Raw genomic sequence first — 20,917 nt, forward strand, 5'->3', positions numbered from 1 at the left:
ACGCTATTTGTCCTTTTTCGTCAGGTTCTTGCCGAGGTCTTCGACTTGCTTCAGGAAGTCGTCGGTATCGGAGTCGGCGTAGGTGCCGTAGGCATTTGCAATCGTGCCTTTTATGCCGTCGTGGGCCTCAATGGCGTAGAGGACGGACATATCGTCGGGGTTGCTTTCGCCCTCGAAGCGGTAGAAATCCACGATGGTTACTTCGTCGGCGGCGTAGCTTTTGTTCGAGTCGTTGCCGATGGTTTGCAGGCGGCCATCCACGACGTTGAAATCCTGGGTGAAGCCGTCCTTGGTCAGTTTGTTCTCAACGTTGACAAGTGACCGTTCTTCTTCTTTGTCCTGCATGGCGGTGGGGTGTTTGGGTAAGGTTGATGCGGCGCGGGCCAGCTTAAACGCCAGCCGCCCCCGCCCCGGCTATACGCAGCCGGGGCGGGGGCGGGTTATCTCAAAGCCATAGAAAAAATGCGGAAGCGCGATGCCTGAGCGGGCCGCGCTATTTGGCCGCCGCGCGCGCCTCAATGGTGCGCTGCAAACTTTCCACATCAAGCTGCCCACAGGCCCCACCGCAACCCTTGGCGCATCCGGCCGCTGTCTTGCTAAAAAACGCCCGGTAGAAGATGCGGCCCACGTAAAACGCCGCCGCGATGAACAGCGCGCCAATCAGCAGGTACTGGATTTCGACAGAGGTAATGGCAAGCAGGAGCATAGCGGGTAAACTGTGGATGAAAAAGAATAGTTTGCGCTACTGCCAGAACTCGCCGATGGCGGCCTGCATCTCGCGGTGAATAAGCTGATTGCTGGCCACAATTTCGCGGCCAAACAGCGGGTCGCCATCCGTGAGAAATTGGGTGACGTGGCCGCCCGCCTCGCGCACCAGCAGGATGCCGGCGGCCACATCGTAGGAGTTCAGGTTGAATTCAAAAAAGCCCTCGCAGCGCCCGGCGGCCACGTAGGCCAGGTCGGCGGCGGCCGAGCCCAGGCGGCGCACGCCGTGGCTGCGGGTGAAAAACGCTCCGAGGATTTTTAGGAAATCATCCATCTTGCCGAAGTCCTTATAGGGAAAGCCGGTGGCGATGAGTGAGTTGTTGAGCTCGGCTACATCGGTGACGCGGATGGGCTGGTCGTTGCAGAATGCGCCGCCGCCGCGCACGGCCCGGAAGCTTTCGTCGCGGCCCACCTCGTGTACTACGCCCACCACCAGCTCCCGGTGCTGCACCAGCGCCACGCTGATGCAGTACACCGGCAGCCCATGCACAAAATTGGTGGTGCCATCGAGCGGGTCTATTATCCACACAAACTCCCCAGTGTGCGCGTCGGGGCCGGCGGTGCCTTCTTCGGTGATGAAGCCGGCCTCGGGCAGCAGCTGGCGCAGGCCGGCCACGAGGCGGCGCTCGGTTTCCTGGTCCACGTAGCTCACGAGGTCATGCACGCCCTTGTGCTCAATCTTAGCACGGTCGAATGTGGTGGCTTCCTCGCGGATGAACTGCGCGGTGGTGCGGCACAGGGCTGCGAGGTCGTGGGAGAGCTGGGTGAAGTCGAGGGACATAAGGGCAGTTGAACGTTGTAGAGACGCATATTTGCATCTTGTCGTTGAGCAGGAAAAAGCAGTTTTTACGGTAGCATAAGCCGTTCAAAGACGAGACGCAAAGATGCGTCACTACCTCAAAGCAGCGCTTTTACGCGTCCAGCCTATCACAATAGCTCCCAGCAGCAACAGCACCGCCAGCGCCTGCGCGCCGCGCCCAATCAACTCCCCAAAGCGCACGTAGAACGTCACCTCGTCATTGAGGTGTACGGTGGCGCGGCTGGCGGTAGGAATCCAGGCGGTTTCGCGCTGCGTGATTTCGCCCTTCTGGTTGATGAAGCCGGTGAAGCCGGTGTTGGCGGCGCGGGCCAGGTCGCGGCGGGTTTCGATGCAGCGTAGCTGGCCGTAGCTAAGCAGCTGGCGGTAGCCGGGCGAGTCGTGCCACCAGGCATCGTTGGTGACGAGGCCCAGCAGTGTGGCCCCGTTGTGGGCATATTCGCCGATAAAGTCGCCGTAGATGGATTCGTAGCAGATGACCGGGGCCACGCGCAGGGCCGGCGCGTTGGTCGGGGCCGGGTACACGGTGCGCTCGGGCTGGCTGCCCACGCTGCCCACGGTGCCGCCCAGGTCGATGTGGGCGATGAGCGAGGCCAGCACCGGCGGAATCTTCTCCACGCCGGGCACGAGGCGCGACTTGTGGTAGAATACCACCGGCGCGGTGGCATCGGCGAAGTAAGCTCCCGTGTTAAAGAAGTCGTAGTAGCCGAGGTCGTCGCGGTAGCGGGCGGTTTCGCTGGCTGCCTCCTTGCTAGGATAGGAGCTGAGGGTGGTGATGCCCGTGAGCAGCGCCACGCCGGGGTGCCGCCCCAGCCATTCGCGCACGCGGCGAATCTTGGGGTTGCTTTCGATGGTGTTTTCCCAATAGGGCTCTTCCAGCGCCGTTTCGGGCCAGAGCACGAGGCGCGTTTCGGGCGTGAGGTGCTGCTCAGTCAGGGCCAGCAGGCGCGTGAGCTGCTCGTCGTAGGGAATGAATTTGGGGCCTCCCTCGAACTTCTCCACATAAGGGTCGAAGTTGGGCTGCACCACCACCACTTCGGCCGTGGGGCCTTTTTCCTTATAAGCCGCACTCATCAGGTAAGAAAGTGCCAGCGGCAGTAGGATAAAGAAAAGCGGCGTGCTAAACGAAGGCTGCCATTCAAAAGCCGACTTTCGCTCGGTCTCAGCAGGCGCTGTTGCATCAACTCCAGCAGTAATGGACCGGAAAGCCAACCCCGGCAAATGCTTCAGCAGCGCCTGAAAAAACAGCAAGTTCACCACCCACACCCACACCGAGCCGCCCAGGAAACCCGTGTACTCGTACCACTGCACCCACTGCGGCGCAGCCGCGAAGCCGTTGCCCAGCGTGAGCCAGGGCCAGGTGATGTCCCAGTGCAGGTGCAGCTGCTCGAACGCAATCCAATAGATGGGCAGCGACAGGTAGCCCCAGCGGTTACCCAGCCGCTTCTTGGTCTGGCGGAAGGCCATGAGCGGCAGGCACATGAGCAGCGCATTGAGCACCACGGCGGCAATGCCGGCGGCCAGGTCGGCGTAGCTTACCCACCAGGTAGTGAGCGCGTTCCAGAGCACCAGCAGGAGGTAAGTACTAGCAAACACGCGGCCTTTGCGGGCACCCGTCAGCGTGAGCTGCCGCTCCAGCAGCAGGTACGGCACCCAGGCGATGAACAGCAGCGGCACCAGCCAGGCCGTGGGCCACGGAGCCCAGCCGCCGCTCAAGAGCAGCGCGCCCAGCCCGGCCAGCACCAGCGGCTGTTGGAGTAGCGGCCTAGTCCTCGTAGTCGGTGTCATCGTCGTCGTTGTCGGCATCGCGGCGGTATCGGTCTTCGCGGCCGGGGCGGGGCTCGCGGGGGGGCGGGGCAAGGTTTCCTTCGACGACAACGACAATTTCTCCTTTAATAGTGGGTCGGGCCGCGAAGTCAGCCTCCAGGCTGGCCAGCGTACCGGTCACGGTTTCTTCAAATAATTTAGTCAATTCGCGGCTGACCGAAGCCGGCCGCGTCGGCCCCAGCACCTCGGCCAGCTGGCCCAGGGTCTTCACAATGCGGTGCGGCGACTCGTAAAAAATCATGGTCCGCGTCTCCGACACCAGCTGTTGCAGGCGCGTCTGCCGGCCCTTCTTCACCGGCAAAAAACCTTCAAACGTGAACCGCTCGGCCCCAAAACCTGATTTCAGCAGCGCCGGCACGAAGGCGGTAGCGCCCGGCAGGCACTCCACGCCCAGGCCCCGCGCCAGGCACTCGCGCACCAACAGAAACCCGGGGTCGGAGATGCCCGGCGTGCCGGCATCCGAAATCAGGGCCATTATTTCACCCTTCTCCAGCCGTTCTAGCAGGCGCGGCACCTGCTGGTGTTCGTTGTGCAGGTGGTAGGAGAGGAGGGGTTTTTTGATGCCCAGGTGCTGCATGAGGCGGCCGCTGGTGCGGGTGTCCTCGCAGAGCACGGTGCCCACTTCCCCCAGAATGCGGATGGCCCGCAGGGTAATATCTTCCAGATTGCCAATGGGCGTGGGCACGAGGTACAGAACCGTGTTGGGCATAGGGGCAAAGGTAGAGTAGGTTGAACATCAAACTCCCCTCCTTACCAAAGAGGGGACGTTGCGACGAAGTCGCAACTGGGGTGGTGCCACCGGAGGGTGGCGTTGGGATGGAAAGCGCGATAAGCTGTTTAACGCCATAACCACCCCCGTTTTCGCTACGCGAAAACATCCCCTCCTTGGTGAGGAGGGGAGTTGGACGTTCAACTTACCTCATACCGCGCCGCCACGGCATCAATGGCCGCCGCCAGCCGGTGGTCGCGGGTGGTCACGGTGTTGCCCACATCGTGGGTGCGAAGGCGAAATTCCACCGCGTTGTACTCGTTGCTGAACCACGGGTGGTGGTCGAGGCGCTCGGCCTCGGCGGCTACTTCAGTGAGGAAAGCAAAAGCCGTCTTAAAATCGCTGAACCGGAAGCTGCGGCGGAGACTATTGTCGATGTTGTTCCACATGATTTTTGCTATATTTAAGAATTGAGGGAAGTTGAGTTGAGCCGGGCGGTAGACAACCCAAACGCTTAAACCAAAGTACACCTTTCCCTATTCGCATCATCAATTCAACGCTTCTCAATTCCCATGGCCATCGACCCCAACAACCGACCCATCCGCGTCATCAACGACGACACGACCAACGAAGAAATGGAGGCCGGCCATCATATTCCCAACGCCGACCCGCCCAAGAATGAGGCGGCCCGTGGCGGTTTCGGCAACCGCGACGGCAAAGAAGGCTTCGGCTCCGACACCTCCGGTGGCGAAACGGCCGTGGGCGTGAACGAAACCGCCGACGACATGGCCCCACCCCGCGACAACATGCGCTCGGCAGACGAAGGCCGCCCCGACCGCCCCAACCAGGACCTGCCACCCCTCGACGACTACACCGACACCATCGTGCCCAGCGGCCGCCCCGTCGATGAGCTCGACGTACACGACCACCGCCCGGGCGTGGACGAGATGCTGAACCCCAACTCCCGCGTGGGCATGGGCCAGATGGAGCCCAAGCCCCTCAAGCCCATCGCCGGCACCGATACCAACGCCGAACTTAACGACCCCAACGCTTCGGATTCGGCCATCGACCAATAAGACATTTGGCGGCTACACCAGAACGTCATCCTGAGCGATGCTTCGGCTTCACTCAGGATGACGTTCTGCTTTTCCCTGCTACCCATGCCAATTCCCTCTTTCTTGTGAGCCGCTACGCTACCACCGACCTGCACGGCTGCCTGCACACCTTTCGCCACTTGGTCGAAGAAAAGCTCAACCTCAGCCGGAAGGATGAGCTGTACCTGCTGGGCGACTACGTGAACAAAGGCCCCGACAGCCGCGGTGTGCTCGACTACCTGATGCAACTGCAAGCCGCCGGCTATCAGGTGCATTGCCTGCGCGGCAACCACGACCAGGCGCTACTTGACGCCGCCCGCCACCGCTGGCGCTGGGACTGGCTGGGGCCGCGCGGCCGCCTGCCCACGCTGCGCAGCTTCGGCGTGTCGCGCCTCTCCGACATCCCCGCACCCTACCTCAACTGGCTGGCCACCTTACCTTATGAAATAGAGCTGCCCGATTTCATGCTCGTACACGCCGGCTACAACTTCGCCCTGCCGCCCGCTGAAATGCGCCAGGACTACCCCACCATGCTCAACACCAAAAGCTACGTGTATGACCCCGGGCGGCTGGGCGGCCGCCGCCTGCTGCACGGCCACGTACCCACGCCTACGGCCCAGGTACGCGCCAAAGCCGCCGTCCATCCCGGCGCGCTGGGCCTCGATACCGGCTGCGTGTATCGCCACAACCCCGAGCTGGCCCACCTCGCGGCCCTCAACCTCGACACTTGGAAACTGACCCTGGTACCCAACCGCGAGCCTGCCTACACCATTGGTAAGCGGTAACTAAGCCCGAAGCCCGAATACTGTTGTCCTGAGCCGCCTCTGCCCATAATGGCAGGGGCGGTTTTGTATTATGACTATATGAAGGAAGGTTGTTTATAGATATTAGCAGCTGACTATTATATTTTTGGTCTCGCTGCTATTTAAATAATCATAAATGAATCGTTGTTAAAAAAGGAACCTTATACGATTTTACTCTACTGATTGGATTTACTAAAAATGGTGAAATAATTAAGATAATGAAAATATAATGGCATCAATAATGGATATTCATAGGATAATGAATAGAAAATTATTATGAATTTGCATTATGTCTTTGGGTGATTGAATGGGTTGTTGCGGAGAGTAGCTGAATGCACTAGGTTTGATAAATTCAATTTAACGATAATTCGCCATGCTGCCGGTACATACTGTTTGATGTGGGAAGTGCAACGCAGGTAATATGGTTATCCAGGGCCAGCCTGGCCGCGCCAATTATGCGAAGCCTTATCTGAACAGAATAACCGAATGCCGGGCGGCTAATCAAATGGCTTTTCTCTTTTTCTCTTCCCCTGTATGAAACACTTCGTCTCTTCTGTTCCCCAGGTACATTCGTTTGGGGCGTTGCCGGCCCAGCCGTGGTGGGTGCGCCGCCGCTGGCAGATAGTGGGTATGCTGCTGAGCCTGTTGCTGATGCTGGGCGTGCGGGCGCAGGCCAACGTCATTATCACGGTGGGCACCGGCGGCGCATATCCCACCATTAGCTCGGCGCTGGCGGCCGTGCCCTCGCCCCTCCCGCAGTCCTACGAGCTGCGCCTGCTGGACGCCGCCTACACCGAAGACGTGCTGCTGACCAAAACCGGTACCGCCGAAAACCCGCTCACCATTGGGCCGGCGGCCGGCGTTAGCACGGTGCTTACGGGTACGCTCACCTTTGGGGCCGGCAGTGCCTTCATCAGCCTGAATGGCAACAATGGCACCATCTCCCGGGCCCTCACGCTGCGCCAGCCCAGCCTCACCGCGCCGGCCGTGGTGTTCGGAAATGACGCTTCCAACAACGAGGTGCGCGAGGCCATCGTGCTGGGCTCCAATACGCTGCTGACCAGTGGCGTGGTGGTGGTGGGCGGTGGCATGACCAGCGGCAACGACAACAACACCATCATCCAGAGCTTCGTGGGCAACGCCGACCCGGCCCAGTTGCCAGCCAACCTGCTGTACGCGGCCAGCGCCGGCGGTGGCACCAACGACAATTTCAGCCTGCTGAATAGCCAGCTTTTTAACTTCAGCCGCACAGGCGTATTCGTAGGGGCCGGCAACGGCGACCAGTGGACCATCAGCGGCAACAGCTTCTATTATAATGCCACGGCCATCCCCATGACCGCCCAAACGGCCATCGACTTCCATCCCGGCTCCGGGGCCAACGGGGCGCTGGTGAGCAGCAACTTCATCGGCGGCCGGGCGGCCGGGGCCACCGGCGGCATCTGGGAAAACGCGGGTACTCAGAACTTCAAGGGCATTGTGATGAGCTGCGGCAACAGCACCACGCTCACCAACCAGGTGACCGGCAACACCGTGCGCCAGGTGAGCCTGACCGGCGTGAGCAGCGCCGCCCTCACGGCCATGGGCGTGGCAGCCGGCCGCGCCGAGCTCAGCAGCAACATCGTCACGAACGTGACCAACACCGGCACCAGCGGCGTGAACAGCCTCGTGAGCCAGGCCACTACCATCCTGAACTCGTTCTCGGTGAGCAACGGCCAGCTCATGGTGGTGGAAAGCGGCCTGACCGTGGTGCTGGGCGACCTCACCAACGCGGGCGTGCTCAACCACACGGGCGGCGACATCCTCATCAACGGCAATTTCACCAGCACCGGCACCTTCGCCCAAACGCTGGGCGACCTGGAGGTGAAGGGCAACATGCTGAACACCGGTCAGTTCACCTGCTCCACGGGCAAGGTGAAGCTGACCGGGGCCGGCAACCAGACCGTGAGCGGCGGCTTCTATTTCAACCTGGAAGTGAACGGCGGCGGCGTAAAAACCTTCACCGACGACGCCGAGGTGTACAACGGCGTGCAAATGCTGAGCGGCATCCTCGCCACCGGCCCCTACCGCCTCAAGATTGACCCGCTGGCCAACCTCTCCGAAACCGACGCCAGCTACGTGCTGGGCCGCGTGGAAGTGCGCCGCCTGCCCGCCGAGGGCGTGCTCGAAGACTTCGGCGGCGTGGGCCTGACCATGCTGCCAGCCGTGGGCTCCACGCTGCCGGGCCTCACGCAGGTTACGCGCATCACGGGCACCGCGCCGGTGGGCGTGGCCGGCCACCAGGGGATTCTGCGCTACTTCGACATCAGCGCGCCCACCATCACGGGCCTCGACCTGGGCCTGACCATGAGCTACTTCGCCCACGAGCTGAACGGCATCACGCCCGCCAACCTGCGCTTCTATAAGTCGGTGGACAACGGCGTGACCTGGCAGAACAAGGGCCTCACCAGCGCCGGCAGCGGCTTTGCCACGCTCAGCAGCGTGAGCGGCTTCTCGCGCTGGACGCTGGGCGATATCACTGCGCCGCTGCCGGTGGGCCTCACCGCCTTCCGGGCCGAGCGTCAGGGCGCGAATGCCGTCCTCACCTGGGCCACCGCTACCGAGCAGAACAACCAGGGCTTCGGCCTCGAAGTCTCGCTTGATGGCCACAGCTTCAAGCAAATCGGCTTCGTGGCCACTGAGGGCAGCGGCAATAGCAGCGCCCCCCGCGCCTACCGCTTCGTGGATGCCGCCGAGGGCAAGGCCGGCCCCCGCTACTACCGCCTGCGCCAGGACGACCGCGACGGCACCGCCCACTACTACGACCCCCAGCTGCTGCGCTTCGACGCGGCCCCGGCTACGCTGGCCGCCTACCCCACGCAGTTCGGCCCCGAGCTGACCGTGGCCCTCCGCCACTCCACCGCCACCACCGCCACCCTGCGCCTGCTCGATGCCCTGGGCCGCGCCGTGTGGCAGCAGGAGCAGGCCCTCACGCCCGGCGCGGCCCCCGTGCGGGTGCAGCCCACCTGCGCGGCCGGCCCCTACGTGCTCACGGCCACCGTGGGCGGGCAGGTGCTGCGCCAGCGCGTGGTGAAGGACTGAGGCGAGGGCCGCGCCCCGCGCGTTTCCGCCTGTTTCCCGAAGCCCCGGTTGCGTCAGCGGCCGGGGCTTCTTGTTGGGGCAGACTGGGGATTATTAAGGCATAATCCGGCGGCTTATCCAATGCGCTAAAGTCCTTTTTTCAGCGGCCACAATGGGCTGCCAGTGCGCTGCAAGGCCCTTAAAGCAGCTGAAAGCTCGGGTGACAAGTTAGTTTAAAGGTCTGATGAGTAGAAATATTTAATTGCTTTCCGCCAAAAAGCCCCTTACGTTTGATGGGCACTGGCGCTCCACCGTCAGGCACTGCGGCATCTCGGATTCTACCCATTCCCAGCCATGAAAAAACAAGCCGCCATTTTGCTGCTGGCCGCCCTGCTGGGCCTGAGCCAATGCAAGAAGAAAGACATTGACCCGATAGACCAACTCCCGCCCGCCACCCAGACCGGGGCCAATACCATCGGCTGCCTCATCAATGGGCAGGCTTGGACTCCGCAGGGCTATGATGGTTCGGCCAACTACAGCGTTGTGTATGACCCCACTTATCGGCAGGGTACGCTTAATATAGCCGCTTACAGATACGCAAACAGCCAAGCTAAACAAGACGCAATTGGTGTGTTTTCGGACAGCCTGCTATCAGGTACAGGCCGCTATAAATTGAGAACCTTAGGGCACCACGGGGCTGGATACGTGAACGGGGCTGCCAACTGCACCTATTATTCAACTGATGCTACCACGTACTGCCGTGGAGAACTCATTATTACACGCCTTGACAAACAGGTAGGCATCATTTCGGGCACTTTTAATTTCACCCTGGCCAAACCAGGCTGTGACACGGTGCGCGTCACGCAGGGCCGCTTCGATAAGAAACTCTAACTCCACCATTTCATTCCCACCCAACCCCCATTCCAACCGGTTACCCCATGAAAGACTACCAGAACGACAAGTACGAGAACTTCTTCCTGAACCTGAAAGCCTCCCGCGAGGGCCTGGTCAAGTTCGCCGATTTTACGGCCACGGCCGTGGCCGCGCCGGGCGTGGATGCCCTCATTGCCGGGCAGGGGGCCGGTCTGGCCACCGCCCTCGCCGCCCTGCGCGCCGAGCTAGTAGCCCGCCGGGGCCAGGGCGGCAGCAGCCAAAGCGGCACCAGCGCCGAAGAAACCGCCTTCGAAGCCTTCAAAACCTTCCTCCAAACCACCGATGCCAAGGTGCTCAAGCCCTACCTCTTCGACCACGCCGACGAGCACGACACCTACTACCCCGACAACCTGACCGGCCTCACCCAAGCCCCGCTCAAGGCCCGCCTCACCCGCCTCACGGCCTACACCGAGGCCCTGGAAGCCGCCGCCGATGCCACCGTGAAAGCCCAGGCCCCCGCCGCCCGCGCCCTGCTCAAAAAATACGACAAGGCCCGCGCCGCCAAAACCACCGCCCGCACCAGCTTGCAGGACACCATCGGCAAGCTCGGCCCCGCCGCCCTGGCCGTGGCCGAAGCCCTCTGGGACGTGGACACCGCCGCCCGCTACACCCACCGCCGCGCCCCCATGCAGGCCCGCAGCTACTTCGACTACGCCAGCCTGCCCAATCGGGTGAACCCCAAAAAGACTGCCGCTACGCCCAAAACAGCCTAAGCAGCGCCCGCCACCGGTGGCGGGTGCTCACCGAGGGGGTAAATGGCATCCGCCATCGGTGGCGGGTAATCCCCAAGGAGGTAAATGGCATCCGCCACCGGTGGCGGGTACTTCCTAAGGGGGTAAACATGGGCCGCCACCGGTGGCGGGTGCTTCCTAAGGGGGTAAACATGGGCCGCCACCGGTGGCGGCGGTTGTCCAGCCCACCAAAAGGCCGGCCCGCATCACGCGGGCCGGCCTTTTATATTCATTGCGAAAAAGCAGTAGGGTGCGGGGCTTGCCCCCGCCCATCGTTGAACGACGCCAGAAACATTCGTTCAACGGCGGGCGGGGGCAAGCCCCGCACCCTACTTCCCCTCCAGCACGCCCGCCGCCACTGCCCGCCGGGCCGAGGCGCGGTAGGGGCTGAGCGAATCGGCGGCCACGGCGCGCAGGGTGACCAGGGCGGGGCCCAGCTCCTGGGCCTGCCAGTAGGCCATGCCGAGGTGGTAGCGGGCGCGGCGGGCCAGCGCGCCAGCACGGCCGGCGCTGTCGTCGCTCACGCGGCGCAGGTAGAGTTGGGCGGCGTTGCCCTGGCCCTGGCGCAGCAGCATCAGGCCGCGCAGGTAGAGCAGGGTATCGGCCCCCACGTTGGACGGGCTCACGCGGCCCAGCGAGTGCAGCGCGGCCGGGTAGTGGCCCGACTGGTACTGGTCGAGGGCTTCGGCCAGCAGGGGGCGGGTGTGCAGCAGGCCGGTAGTCACGGCGGGGCCGGGGTCGGGCTGGTAGTAGGCTTCCCAGTTGCGGGCGGGGCGGGCCTGGGTGGGGCGGGCCAAATACCAGGCGGCTACGCCGGCGGCCAGCAACAACAGTACCCCCAGGCTGGCTAGCACCACCAAGCGGCGTTGGCGGCGCTGGGCCAGCTGGTGGGCGCGGGCCAGGGCGGTGCCGCGCTCGTTCATGCGGTCGTCGAGGGCTTGCAGGCGCAGGCGCAGGGTATCGTGGCCGGCGGCCCAGCGCAGGTCGGCGGTCAGCTGCTCGTAGGCGGCGTGGGCGTCGGCCAGGGCCTCGTCCTGCTCCAGCCGCAGCTCGAAAGCATCCTGCTCAGCCGGGCTCATCTGGCCATCGGCGAAGCGTTCGAGCTCATCGAAGTAAGGGCGGAGGTCCATGGGCAAGGCTAAGGGAGGGGGAGGAAATGGAACGGTTTAACAAAAGAACGTCATGCAGAGCGCAGCGAAGCATCTTTACCGCAATAGTAATCCAATCAATTCAACAAAGCGGTGAAGATGCTTCGCTGCGCTCTGCATGACGGGCTTTCACCACCACGCGTAGCTATTAAGCCTTCCCGCCGTTCATCGGCTCGTAGCCGCCACGCACCAGGTCGTAGAGCTTGCGCAGGCAGGTGCTTTTCTGGCGGCGGGCCACGGTGGCGTTGGGGAAGCCCATCTTGCCGCCCATCTTCTCGAAGTGGTAGCCCCGGAAATAGAAGTAGGTGAGCACCTGCTGGCAGTCGGTGCTGAGCTGGTTGAACTGGGCCAGCAGACGCTGGCGGCGGCCGGCTTCGGCGGCGGGCAGGGGCTGGTGGGCGGGCACCTGAGCCGCGATGCGCTCCTGGGCCATGCCGTAGAGGTAGGCGCGCAGGTCCTCGGGCATGCGGGTGATGCGGCCATCGGCCACCTGGTCGTAAAAGTCCAGCAGGGTGTCCTGGAGCAGGCCGTGGGCTTTGTCGGGCGGGAGCTGGTGTTTGCGCTGCGCCCAGCGGGCAAACAGGTGTCGGCTGCGCTGATAAAAGTCAACCAGGGATTTCTGATTGCCGATGCGCAGTTGAGTAAGGGTTTCGGCAAGCGGAGTGGACATAGCAGAAAGTAAAGGCGATAGCAAGTAACAACGGAAATGGGGAACGGGGCGGGAATGAACATTACTCCCCTCCTTGGCTAAGGAGGGGATGTTCGAGCCAACGGCTCGAACGGGGGTGGTTCGATTCGTTGAACGATGGGCAAACGATACCCACCCGAAACCGGCCCGAGCCTCACGCGAGTCGTTCAACAAATCAAACCACCCCCGTTTTCGCTGCGCGAAAACATCCCCTCTTTAGCTAAGGAGGGGAGTGATGTTCATTCACCTCCCTTATCCCCTATTACCTTTACGCCCATGCAAACAGCCGCCCCCGCCCGCCTCCTCGATACCGCCGTTTTCGACCTCATCGCGCAGGAGAAAACCCGCCAGACCCACGGCCTGGAACTCATCGCCTCCGAAAACTACGTTTCGGACCAGGTGATGGCCGCCCAGGGCTCCGTGCTCACCAATAAGTACGCCGAGGGCCTGCCCGGCAAGCGCTACTACGGCGGCTGCGAAATCGTGGACCAGGTGGAGCAATTGGCCATCGACCGCGTAAAGGAGCTGTTTGGCGTGCAGTGGGCCAACGTGCAGCCCCACTCCGGGGCCCAGGCCAACGCCGCCGTGATGCTGGCCTGCCTCAACCCCGGCGATAAAATCCTCGGCTTCGACCTCAGCCACGGCGGCCACCTCACCCACGGCTCCTCGGTCAACTTCTCGGGCAAGCTCTACCAACCCAGCTTCTACGGCGTGGAGCGCGAAACCGGCCTCATCGACTGGAGCAAAATCAAAGACATTGCCCGCCGTGAACGCCCCAAAATGATTATCTGCGGGGCCTCGGCCTACTCCCGCGACTGGAACTACGCCGCCCTGCGCGAAGCCGCCGACGAAGTAGGTGCCCTGCTGCTGGCCGATATTTCGCACCCCTCGGCCCTCATCGCCACGGGTTTGCTGAACTCGCCCTTCGACCACTGCCACATCGTGACCACCACCACGCACAAAACCCTGCGCGGCCCGCGCGGCGGCCTCATCATGCTGGGCAAGGATTTCGACAACCCCTTCGGCCTGAAAACCCCGAAAGGCGAAATCCGCCCCATGTCGGCTCTGCTCGACTCGGGCGTATTCCCCGGCACCCAGGGCGGACCGCTGGAGCACGTCATCGCTGCCAAGGCCGTGGCCTTCGGCGAGGCGCTGACGGATGATTTCAAAACTTACACCCAGCAGGTGGCGCGCAACGCGCAGGCGCTGGCCAAGGGCTTCGTGGGCCTGGGCTACGACATTATCTCGGGCGGCACCGACAACCACCTCATGCTGATTGACCTGCGCTCGAAGGGCCTGACCGGCAAACTGGCCGAGAACACCCTGGTGCGGGCCGACATCACCATCAATAAAAACATGGTGCCCTTCGATGATAAGTCGCCGTTCGTGACCAGCGGCATCCGCATTGGCTCGGCGGCCGTAACTACTCGCGGCCTGGGCGAAACCGACATGCACCGCATCGTGGAGCTGATTGACGAAACCCTGATGAACCACGACAACGACACCCGCATCGGCCAAGTGCGCCAGCAGGTGAACGCCTGGCTGCAGGACTACCCGCTGTTTGCGTAAGTTTTTACGTAAGTAAGGCAGCTCATCACTAGGCGGTCATGCTGAGCGCAGTCGAAGCATCTCTACCGCGCAACTAATTAAATTTAGTACTGCGGTAGAGATGCTTCGACTGCGCTCAGCATGACGTTGTCTTTTAGTTCGTTACCCCCTCTCTATTTCCCCTATTCCCCTCCGTGCAACCTCAACCGCAACAACCAAAACCGCTGGGCGAACAGCACGAAATGTCCTTCATCGACCACTTGGAGGCGTTGCGCTGGCACATCATCCGGGCGGCTATTTCGGTGGTGGTGTTTGCCACCGGCGCGTTTTTCGCCAAGGATTTCCTGTTTCACGACCTGATTCTGGGACCTTCGCGGCCCGATTTCTGGACCTACCGCATGTTCTGCAAGTTCGGGGCGTGGGTGCATGCGCCGGATTTGTGCATCGATAAAATCGGCTTCGTCATTCAGAACCGCGAGATGAGCGGGCAGCTAACCATGCACATCAGCACCTCGTTCATCGTGGGCATCCTGCTGGCGTTTCCGTACTTGTTCTGGGAAATCTGGCGCTTCGTGAAGCCCGGCTTGTACCCGCACGAGCGGCAGAACTCGCAGGGCGCGGTGTTCTTCGTGTCGATACTGTTCATTATGGGGCTGATGTTCGGCTACTACATCGCCGCGCCGCTCAGCATCAACTTCCTGGCCGGCTACGTGGTCGATGCCAGCATCGAGAACCAGATTGACATGCAGAGCTACATGAGTACGCTCACCACCATGAGCGTATCGTGCGCCTTCGTGTTTGAGCTGCCCATGATTGTGTTCTTCCTGGCCAAGGCCGGCATTGTGTCGCCCGAAATCATGCAGACCTACCGCAAGCACGCCATTGTGGTCATTCTCATCATCGCGGCCGTCATCACCCCGCCCGATATCTCGGCCCAGATTATCGTTACCATTCCCATCCTGCTGCTCTACGAGCTCAGCATTCACATTGCCCGCGTGGTGCGGCGCGGCGACGCCGCCCGCCTCAACGCCAAGCTGGCCCGGCAGGCCGAGCGCGACGCCACGCAGCAATAAGCATGGCCGATAGCCCGGCCAGCGGGCTGCTCCGCCGGTCGGGTATGTCTTCAGGGCACAACGACTAAAAATTGTATTGACATGCCTGCAATCCATTTTTGAAGTTATCCGGCGTCAGGACTAATCAGGTAAAAACAATTATTATCCCGCATGAGCGCCTTTTTCGCCAGATGCGGGGTCTCAAATCGGGAATATGTGTTAATGCTGAAATAGCATTAAAGCGTGAAAGTTGGCTGCCTAGTGCTTATCTTTGGCTAGCACTATGCAGCCAATTATGACGCGGCCCGGTTTTTTGCTGAGATGGCTGGTAGCCCTGGGGCTGTTGGTATCGTTGGTGCCTGCCGGGGCCGGGGCGGCTGTGCCCATCAGCACCGAGGTATTGCGGCGGCAACTGGCTACCCGCCTGCCCGATACCACCCGGTTGCGCCTGCTCACGGCCATGTGCTACCGGCTGCACGACGAGCAGCCCGCCCGTGGCCTGCCCTACGGCGAGGCCGCCGTGGCCCTGGCCCGCACCCTGCCCGCCGATGAGCAGGCCCCCGGCCTGCTGCGCAGCCTGCTGAGTCTGGCCAGCTGCTACGCCAACCTGTCCAACGGTCCGGAAACTCTTACCCTCCTGAAAGAAGCCCAGGAACTGGCCCGCACCCAGCACGATACCGATGCCTTGGTGCGCGTCTATACCGCACAGGGCAGCATCTACCACGAGCGCGGCGACTCCACCACGGCTTGGCGGCACTACCAGCGGGCGCTGCAATTGAATGCGCGGCCGGGCGTCACGGCCCATAGCAGCATGAAGCTACTGGGCAATGTGGGCAGCCTGTTCTTTTACCGGCGGCAGGTGCCGCAGGCCCTGCACTTCGATTCGCTGGCCCTGGCCCTGGCGCGCCGCGAAAGCGACTCCACCGCCGAGTCGACCTACCTATCTAGCCTGGCTACTTACCAGATGAAGCTGGGCCGCCTGCCCCGGGTGAAAAGGCTGCTCACGCAGGCGCTGGCCATCAGCCGCCGCCAGCACGCGGCCCGCAACCAGGCCGAGCAATTGATTCTGTTTGCGATGTACTACATCCAGACCGACCAGCCCGACCGGGCCGATGGTGCCGTGCGCGAAGCCCTGAGCATGGCCCGCCAAAGCGGCTACCTGGAGCGGGTGCTCGATTCCTACAGCATCCTGGCCGCCGAAGCGGCCGAGCACAACCAGTACCGCGAAGCCTACGAGTGGAACAAGCGCTACGTGGACCTGAACGACACCCTGAACAATCGCCAGACCATGCAAACCCTGGCGGCGGCCCAGGTCAGCTACGAAACCCAGGAGCGCGCCCGCCGGCTGCGCCAGCTCACCGCGCAGCAGGCCGAGCAGGGCTGGCACAACCGCCTGCTGGGTGGCGCGGTGGCGATTCTCGCCGGTGGTCTGCTGGTGGCCGTGTACCTGCACCGCAACCTGCGCCGCAGCCGCGCCGCTCTGGCCGCTAACAACCGCGCCCTAGAAAAAGCCTCGGAGGAGCTGCGCGCCGTGGCCGTATTCAAAGACAAGCTTTACGCCATTGTGGCCCACGACCTGCGCGGCCCGGTCACAGCCTTTGCGGGCGTCACCAGCCTGATTGATTCCTACATTGCCCAAAACGACAAGGCCGGTCTGGCCCGCCTGCCCGCGCTGGTGCGCCAGGCTTCCGACAGCCTCAACCACCTGCTCGACAACGTGCTGAACTGGGCCGTGAGCCAGACCGGCGAACTGGACTGCCGCCCCACGCCCCTGCTGGTCACGGAGCTGTTTGCCGAGTGCCAGGCCCTGTACCAAACCACGGCCGCCGCCAGCTGGCAGCACATCACCATGGCCGCCCCGCCGGATTTGCGTCTGCTGGCCGACCGCAACATGAGCCGTACCATTCTGCGCAATCTGGTGGGCAACGCGCTGAAGTTCATGCCCGCCGGCGGCCACGTTCACCTCGAAGCCGCCCCCGACCCCGACGACCCCCGCATGGTCCTGCTCAGCTGCACCGACACCGGACCGGGCATGAGCGCCGCTACCGTTTCGTCGCTTATGAGCGGCCCGGCGCTGCCCGAGCCGTCGCCTATGCCCCAGGCCACCGGCCTCGGTTTGGGTCTGGCCTTGTGCCGCGCCTTCGTGCATCGCCACGGCGGCACGCTGGTGATTCAGAGCCGCCCCGGTGCGGGCACCAACGTAACGGTGAGTTTGCCAGTGGCGAAGTAGGCTGCACTGAAAGAAAAAACGTCATGCTGAGCGCAGCCGAAGCATCTCTACCGCGCAAGTAAATCCGGTCGATTAGATTATTCCTGCGGTAGAGATGCTTCGGCTGCGCTCAGCATGACGTGCTTGTCGTCGTCCTGCTTCTATTCACCTTACCAGATAACTACCCGCGTCGAGTCAGGGCGGTAGAGCTTCTGGCCGGGCTTGATGCCGAAGGCTTCGTAGAAGGCCGGCACGTCGGCCATGGGGCCGTTCACGCGGTATTGGGCGGGCGAATGCACGTCGGTGAGGAGCTGCGAGGCCAGGCTTTCGTCGCGCACATGCATCTGCCAGCCCAGAGCATAGCCCAGGAAGTAGCGTTGCGTGGGGGTGAGGCCGTTGATTTTCTTGCCTTCCTGGTACTGCTTGGTCTTCTTGAAGGCATCAAGTCCGATGACGATGCCGCCCAAGTCGGCAATGTTTTCGCCGGCCGTAGCCTTGCCGTTGATGTGCAGCGAATCGAGGAGGGTGTAGCCGTTGAACTGCTTCACAATGCCGTTCACGCGCTCGTTGAAACGCTTGCGGTCGTCCTTGCTCCACCACTCGTGCAGGTTGCCGTGGGCGTCGTACTGGCTGCCCTCGTCGTCGAAGCCGTGGGTGAGCTCGTGGCCGATGGTGCTGGCCCCGGCGTAGCCGTACACCAGCGCGTCGTCGGCATCGGCATCGAGCAGGCCGGGGATGGCGAAGGCGGCGGCGGGCAGCACAATCTCGTTGTTCGAGCCGTTGTAGTAGGCATTGTAGGTCTGCGGGGTCATGCCCCATTCGGTGCGGTCCACGGGTTTGCCCAGCTTGTTCAACTCGTAGTTGTACTGCCATTGATTGGCACGCATCACGTTGGCAGCCAATGAGCTGCGGTCGATAGTTAGGGCCGAGTAGTCTTTCCACTTGTCGGGGTAGCCTACTTTGGGGGTGATTTTGTGGAGCTTGTCTAGGGCCACCACTTTGGTGGGCGCGCTCATCCAGTCCACTCGCTGAATGTGGTCGGCAAAGGCAGCCACTACGTTTTTTACCAGCGTATCGTAGCGGGCTTTGGCTTCAGGCTTGAAATATTCCTTTACGAACAGCTGGCCCAGCGCATCGCCTAAGGCGTTCTCCTGCATATCCAGTACCCGCTTCCAGCGCGGGCGAATGGCCGTAGCCCCGCGCAGCACCGTGCCGTAGAAATGGAAGTTCTCGTCTACGAACGGGCGGCTGAGCGTGGGCGCAAACTCGTGGGCGACGTGCCAACGGAGGTAAGCTTGCCACTCTTCTAGGTCTTTGGTTTTCAACAATTGCCCCACGGTCTGGTAAAATTCGGGCTGGCCCACAATTACCGTATCAATAGCGGTGCTACCCATCTGACTCAGCCAGGTTTTCCAGTCGATGCCGGGCGTGAGCTTGTCGAGCTGCGCGATGCTCATCTTGTGGTAGTTGGCATATGGGTCGCGCAGGGCTTCGAGCTTGCGCGAAGACTTGGCCAGGGTGGTTTCCATGTCCATTACTTTGGCGGCGTTGGCCTGGGCCGTAGCGGCATCCTGGCCTAGCAGCTTGAAGGTGTTGGCGACGTGCTTCAGGTACTCGGCGCGGATGTTTTTGGTGCGCGAGTCGGTGTTGAAGTAGTAGTCGCGGTTGGGCAGGCCCAGGCCCGCCTGGCGCAGGTAGAGGGCCATTTTGTCGCTGTTCTTATCGTCCTGGCCCACGCGCGGGCCGATGAGCGCATTCACGCCCAGCGGAATTTCATGGGCTATGACGCCCGGCACCTCGGACACCGTTTTCATGCTGGCGATGCGGTCCAGCTCCGGTTTCAGGGGCGCGGCCCCGAGCCGGTCGGCTTTCACCGAGTCCATGCCCACGGCCCAGAAATCACCGATTTTCTGTGGGTTGCTGCCCGGCGTGCCATCCTGCGCCCCGGCGGCTTCGATGCTGGTCTGGCGCAGGCGGGTATAAATCTCGTCCTGCACCTTTTTGCCGATGCCCATATTGCTTTCGGAGGCCGGTATGGGGTTATTTTTCAGCCAAGTGCCGTTGGCGTAGGCGAAAAAGTCGTCGCCGGGGGCCACGGTCGTGTCCAGCGCGGCGTGCAGGATGTCGGGATTATCGGCGGAGCTGGCCGTTTTCAGGGAGTTGGACGGGCAGCCGGTGACACCGGCGGCCAGCAGGGGGAGCAGGAAGAGGAGTTTTTTCATGCGAAAAAAAGGCGTGTTTCTCAGCGGCGTTAAATACCGGAGTTATTGGATGTACGAGCGCGCAAAGACAAGCGCGGTGCCGCGACGGATACTTACATGAAGTGGCTGCGGCTTGGCTAGCTCAAATCTACTCGGTTACCGGCCGTATTAAGCCGCAATAACGCAAGGTCCGGGAAAGCCAATAGATGCACCAACAAACGGCAACGATAAATTATCTTGGCGGATTGAAATACCCCAAGCCTACTACTACGTCAGTTGTTGTGGAGCGGCAAGGATTTGCCGGTAATAAAGCCAGTCACCAACCAGCCCAGTGAAACTGTGGATTAGCAGTAGTTCGATAGACTGCGGTAATTTAACCCAGGAGTACCACGTTTTGCCAAGCTGCCCATCAGCATGGCTCGCGTAGATGTGCGCTACGAAAAGGGAGTAATAGAATTGATAGATTGAATACATCCCCATCCCAACTATCAATCCCAGAAATACAACTGCTCGTTGCTTTATCGGCTTATTTAAGACGAAATAGTGACCAATTGTCAGGCATCCCAAGGCCAAAAAATATAGTCATTCCCAAAAATATAGCTCATAGAAAACCATGCTGATTGGGATACCTACTTTATTGCGTAGGGAATTATTAAGCCACTCTTTCCAGTAAAAGGAGAGGCCGGGAATAATCATCTTCAAAACTGCCGCTACCGTTGCGCAAGCAAGCAGAATGAAGGCATAGTTCGCCAACTGTCTCATAATTATATAGCATTGATTGAACCCCGATTCGCGATAGGCGACGAAACCACCCTTTCTCATCTACACCGAAAGCAGTAAAACAGTGCGTACAATACAAGAGGCGTTTCAGCCTGTCAACAGCATTGCTTCTTGAAACCTGCTCGTGATGGCGCTATTGACCCCTAAAAAACGGCATATCTCCTCTTATTTTGAGTTGTGACTTGCTAGTTCAAGAATTTCCCGTACTTTTGCACTCCCAAATCGAACGGAGGTGGGCACTGAAGCTGACAAAAAAGAAATTTTCCGCCGGTCTTGGTTCTTGAAAAAAGCCCCGTACCTTTGCACCCCGCCACGAATCAACCGGATTCAGGGCCTTGAAACACAAATCAGTTTTTGCAACGAAAGTTGAGAAAGCAGTTTGAAAATCGAAATAAATTCTTACCTTTGCACCCCGAATCGCCTTAACCGATGGCTGCTCGCAGCAAAGCGAACAAAACAGGAAAAATAAAAACTTTCCTTGTTTGCTTGTCAGTTCAAAACTTTTGCTTACCTTTGCACTCCCAATCGCAGGAACGGGAAATAAAGGAAAGAAAC

Annotated in this window: 18 protein-coding genes; 8 read left to right on the top strand and 10 right to left on the bottom strand. The window is 61.3% G+C overall.

The window, feature by feature from the left end:
- Positions 1-3: 3 nt before the first annotated feature.
- The 6 genes from ACVWYF_RS08160 to ACVWYF_RS08185 all read right to left on the bottom strand — a co-directional run bounded on the left by ACVWYF_RS08160 (position 4) and on the right by ACVWYF_RS08185 (position 4,567).
- On the bottom strand, positions 4-345 hold the full coding sequence (locus tag ACVWYF_RS08160) for a hypothetical protein (RefSeq protein ID WP_457066463.1): 342 nt from the start codon (positions 343-345) through the stop codon (positions 4-6).
- Between the two features lie 148 nt (positions 346-493).
- Positions 494-706 carry a hypothetical protein gene (locus ACVWYF_RS08165; protein ID WP_342301240.1) on the bottom strand — a complete coding sequence of 71 codons (213 nt, stop codon included), beginning with the start codon at positions 704-706 and terminating at the stop codon, positions 494-496.
- Positions 707-742: 36 nt separating this feature from the next.
- Complete coding sequence (locus ACVWYF_RS08170) at positions 743-1,546, bottom strand: inositol monophosphatase family protein (RefSeq protein ID WP_457066465.1); 804 nt, start codon at positions 1,544-1,546, stop codon at positions 743-745.
- Between the two features lie 111 nt (positions 1,547-1,657).
- Positions 1,658-3,370 (bottom strand): apolipoprotein N-acyltransferase, encoded by a 1,713-nt coding sequence (gene lnt / locus ACVWYF_RS08175; protein ID WP_457066467.1) that lies wholly within the window; start codon positions 3,368-3,370, stop codon positions 1,658-1,660.
- Entirely contained in the window at positions 3,348-4,118 is a 771-nt protein-coding gene (gene rsmI / locus ACVWYF_RS08180) for a 16S rRNA (cytidine(1402)-2'-O)-methyltransferase (RefSeq protein ID WP_457066469.1), read from the bottom strand. The genes lnt and rsmI overlap by 23 nt, the downstream gene beginning before the upstream one ends.
- 200 nt (positions 4,119-4,318) lie before the next feature.
- A complete protein-coding gene (locus ACVWYF_RS08185) occupies positions 4,319-4,567 on the bottom strand; it encodes a 4a-hydroxytetrahydrobiopterin dehydratase (RefSeq protein WP_457066471.1) in 249 nt (82 codons plus the stop codon).
- A gap of 123 nt (positions 4,568-4,690) precedes the next feature.
- Here ACVWYF_RS08185 and ACVWYF_RS08190 point away from each other — a divergent pair, with 123 nt between their 5' ends.
- The 5 genes from ACVWYF_RS08190 to ACVWYF_RS08210 all read left to right on the top strand — a co-directional run bounded on the left by ACVWYF_RS08190 (position 4,691) and on the right by ACVWYF_RS08210 (position 10,718).
- The gene (locus tag ACVWYF_RS08190) at positions 4,691-5,194 is read left to right on the top strand and encodes a hypothetical protein (protein WP_457066473.1); all 504 of its coding nucleotides are present in this window, start codon (positions 4,691-4,693) and stop codon (positions 5,192-5,194) included.
- A gap of 104 nt (positions 5,195-5,298) precedes the next feature.
- The gene (locus tag ACVWYF_RS08195; protein ID WP_457066475.1) at positions 5,299-5,997 is read left to right on the top strand and encodes a metallophosphoesterase family protein; all 699 of its coding nucleotides are present in this window, start codon (positions 5,299-5,301) and stop codon (positions 5,995-5,997) included.
- Positions 5,998-6,549: 552 nt separating this feature from the next.
- Complete coding sequence (locus tag ACVWYF_RS08200) at positions 6,550-9,093, top strand: hypothetical protein (protein ID WP_457066477.1); 2,544 nt, start codon at positions 6,550-6,552, stop codon at positions 9,091-9,093.
- Positions 9,094-9,426: 333 nt separating this feature from the next.
- Positions 9,427-9,963 carry a DUF6252 family protein gene (locus tag ACVWYF_RS08205; protein ID WP_457066479.1) on the top strand — a complete coding sequence of 179 codons (537 nt, stop codon included), beginning with the start codon at positions 9,427-9,429 and terminating at the stop codon, positions 9,961-9,963.
- A 47-nt stretch (positions 9,964-10,010) separates the two neighbouring features.
- Positions 10,011-10,718 (top strand): hypothetical protein, encoded by a 708-nt coding sequence (locus tag ACVWYF_RS08210; protein ID WP_457066481.1) that lies wholly within the window; start codon positions 10,011-10,013, stop codon positions 10,716-10,718.
- A 347-nt stretch (positions 10,719-11,065) separates the two neighbouring features.
- Here the strand turns inward: ACVWYF_RS08210 and ACVWYF_RS08215 are convergent, their stop codons facing one another.
- Complete coding sequence (locus tag ACVWYF_RS08215; protein ID WP_457066483.1) at positions 11,066-11,866, bottom strand: hypothetical protein; 801 nt, start codon at positions 11,864-11,866, stop codon at positions 11,066-11,068.
- A gap of 166 nt (positions 11,867-12,032) precedes the next feature.
- Positions 12,033-12,554 carry an RNA polymerase sigma factor gene (locus ACVWYF_RS08220; RefSeq protein ID WP_457066485.1) on the bottom strand — a complete coding sequence of 174 codons (522 nt, stop codon included), beginning with the start codon at positions 12,552-12,554 and terminating at the stop codon, positions 12,033-12,035.
- 294 nt (positions 12,555-12,848) lie between these two features.
- Between ACVWYF_RS08220 and ACVWYF_RS08225 the strand changes: the two genes are divergently transcribed.
- The 3 genes from ACVWYF_RS08225 to ACVWYF_RS08235 all read left to right on the top strand — a co-directional run bounded on the left by ACVWYF_RS08225 (position 12,849) and on the right by ACVWYF_RS08235 (position 17,402).
- Positions 12,849-14,141, top strand: coding sequence for a serine hydroxymethyltransferase (locus ACVWYF_RS08225; RefSeq protein WP_457066487.1), 1,293 nt, complete (start codon positions 12,849-12,851; stop codon positions 14,139-14,141).
- A gap of 173 nt (positions 14,142-14,314) precedes the next feature.
- Complete coding sequence (gene tatC / locus ACVWYF_RS08230) at positions 14,315-15,193, top strand: twin-arginine translocase subunit TatC (RefSeq protein ID WP_457066489.1); 879 nt, start codon at positions 14,315-14,317, stop codon at positions 15,191-15,193.
- Between the two features lie 262 nt (positions 15,194-15,455).
- Complete coding sequence (locus ACVWYF_RS08235; protein WP_457066491.1) at positions 15,456-17,402, top strand: ATP-binding protein; 1,947 nt, start codon at positions 15,456-15,458, stop codon at positions 17,400-17,402.
- Positions 17,403-17,551: 149 nt separating this feature from the next.
- Here ACVWYF_RS08235 and ACVWYF_RS08240 read toward each other — a convergent pair whose 3' ends face one another.
- Entirely contained in the window at positions 17,552-19,603 is a 2,052-nt protein-coding gene (locus ACVWYF_RS08240; RefSeq protein ID WP_457066493.1) for a M13 family metallopeptidase, read from the bottom strand.
- 949 nt (positions 19,604-20,552) lie between these two features.
- Positions 20,553-20,917 (bottom strand): hypothetical protein (locus ACVWYF_RS08245; RefSeq protein WP_457066495.1); only part of this gene is annotated, 365 nt, incomplete at its 5' end.

Source organism: Hymenobacter sp. UYAg731 (genome assembly GCF_054061335.1).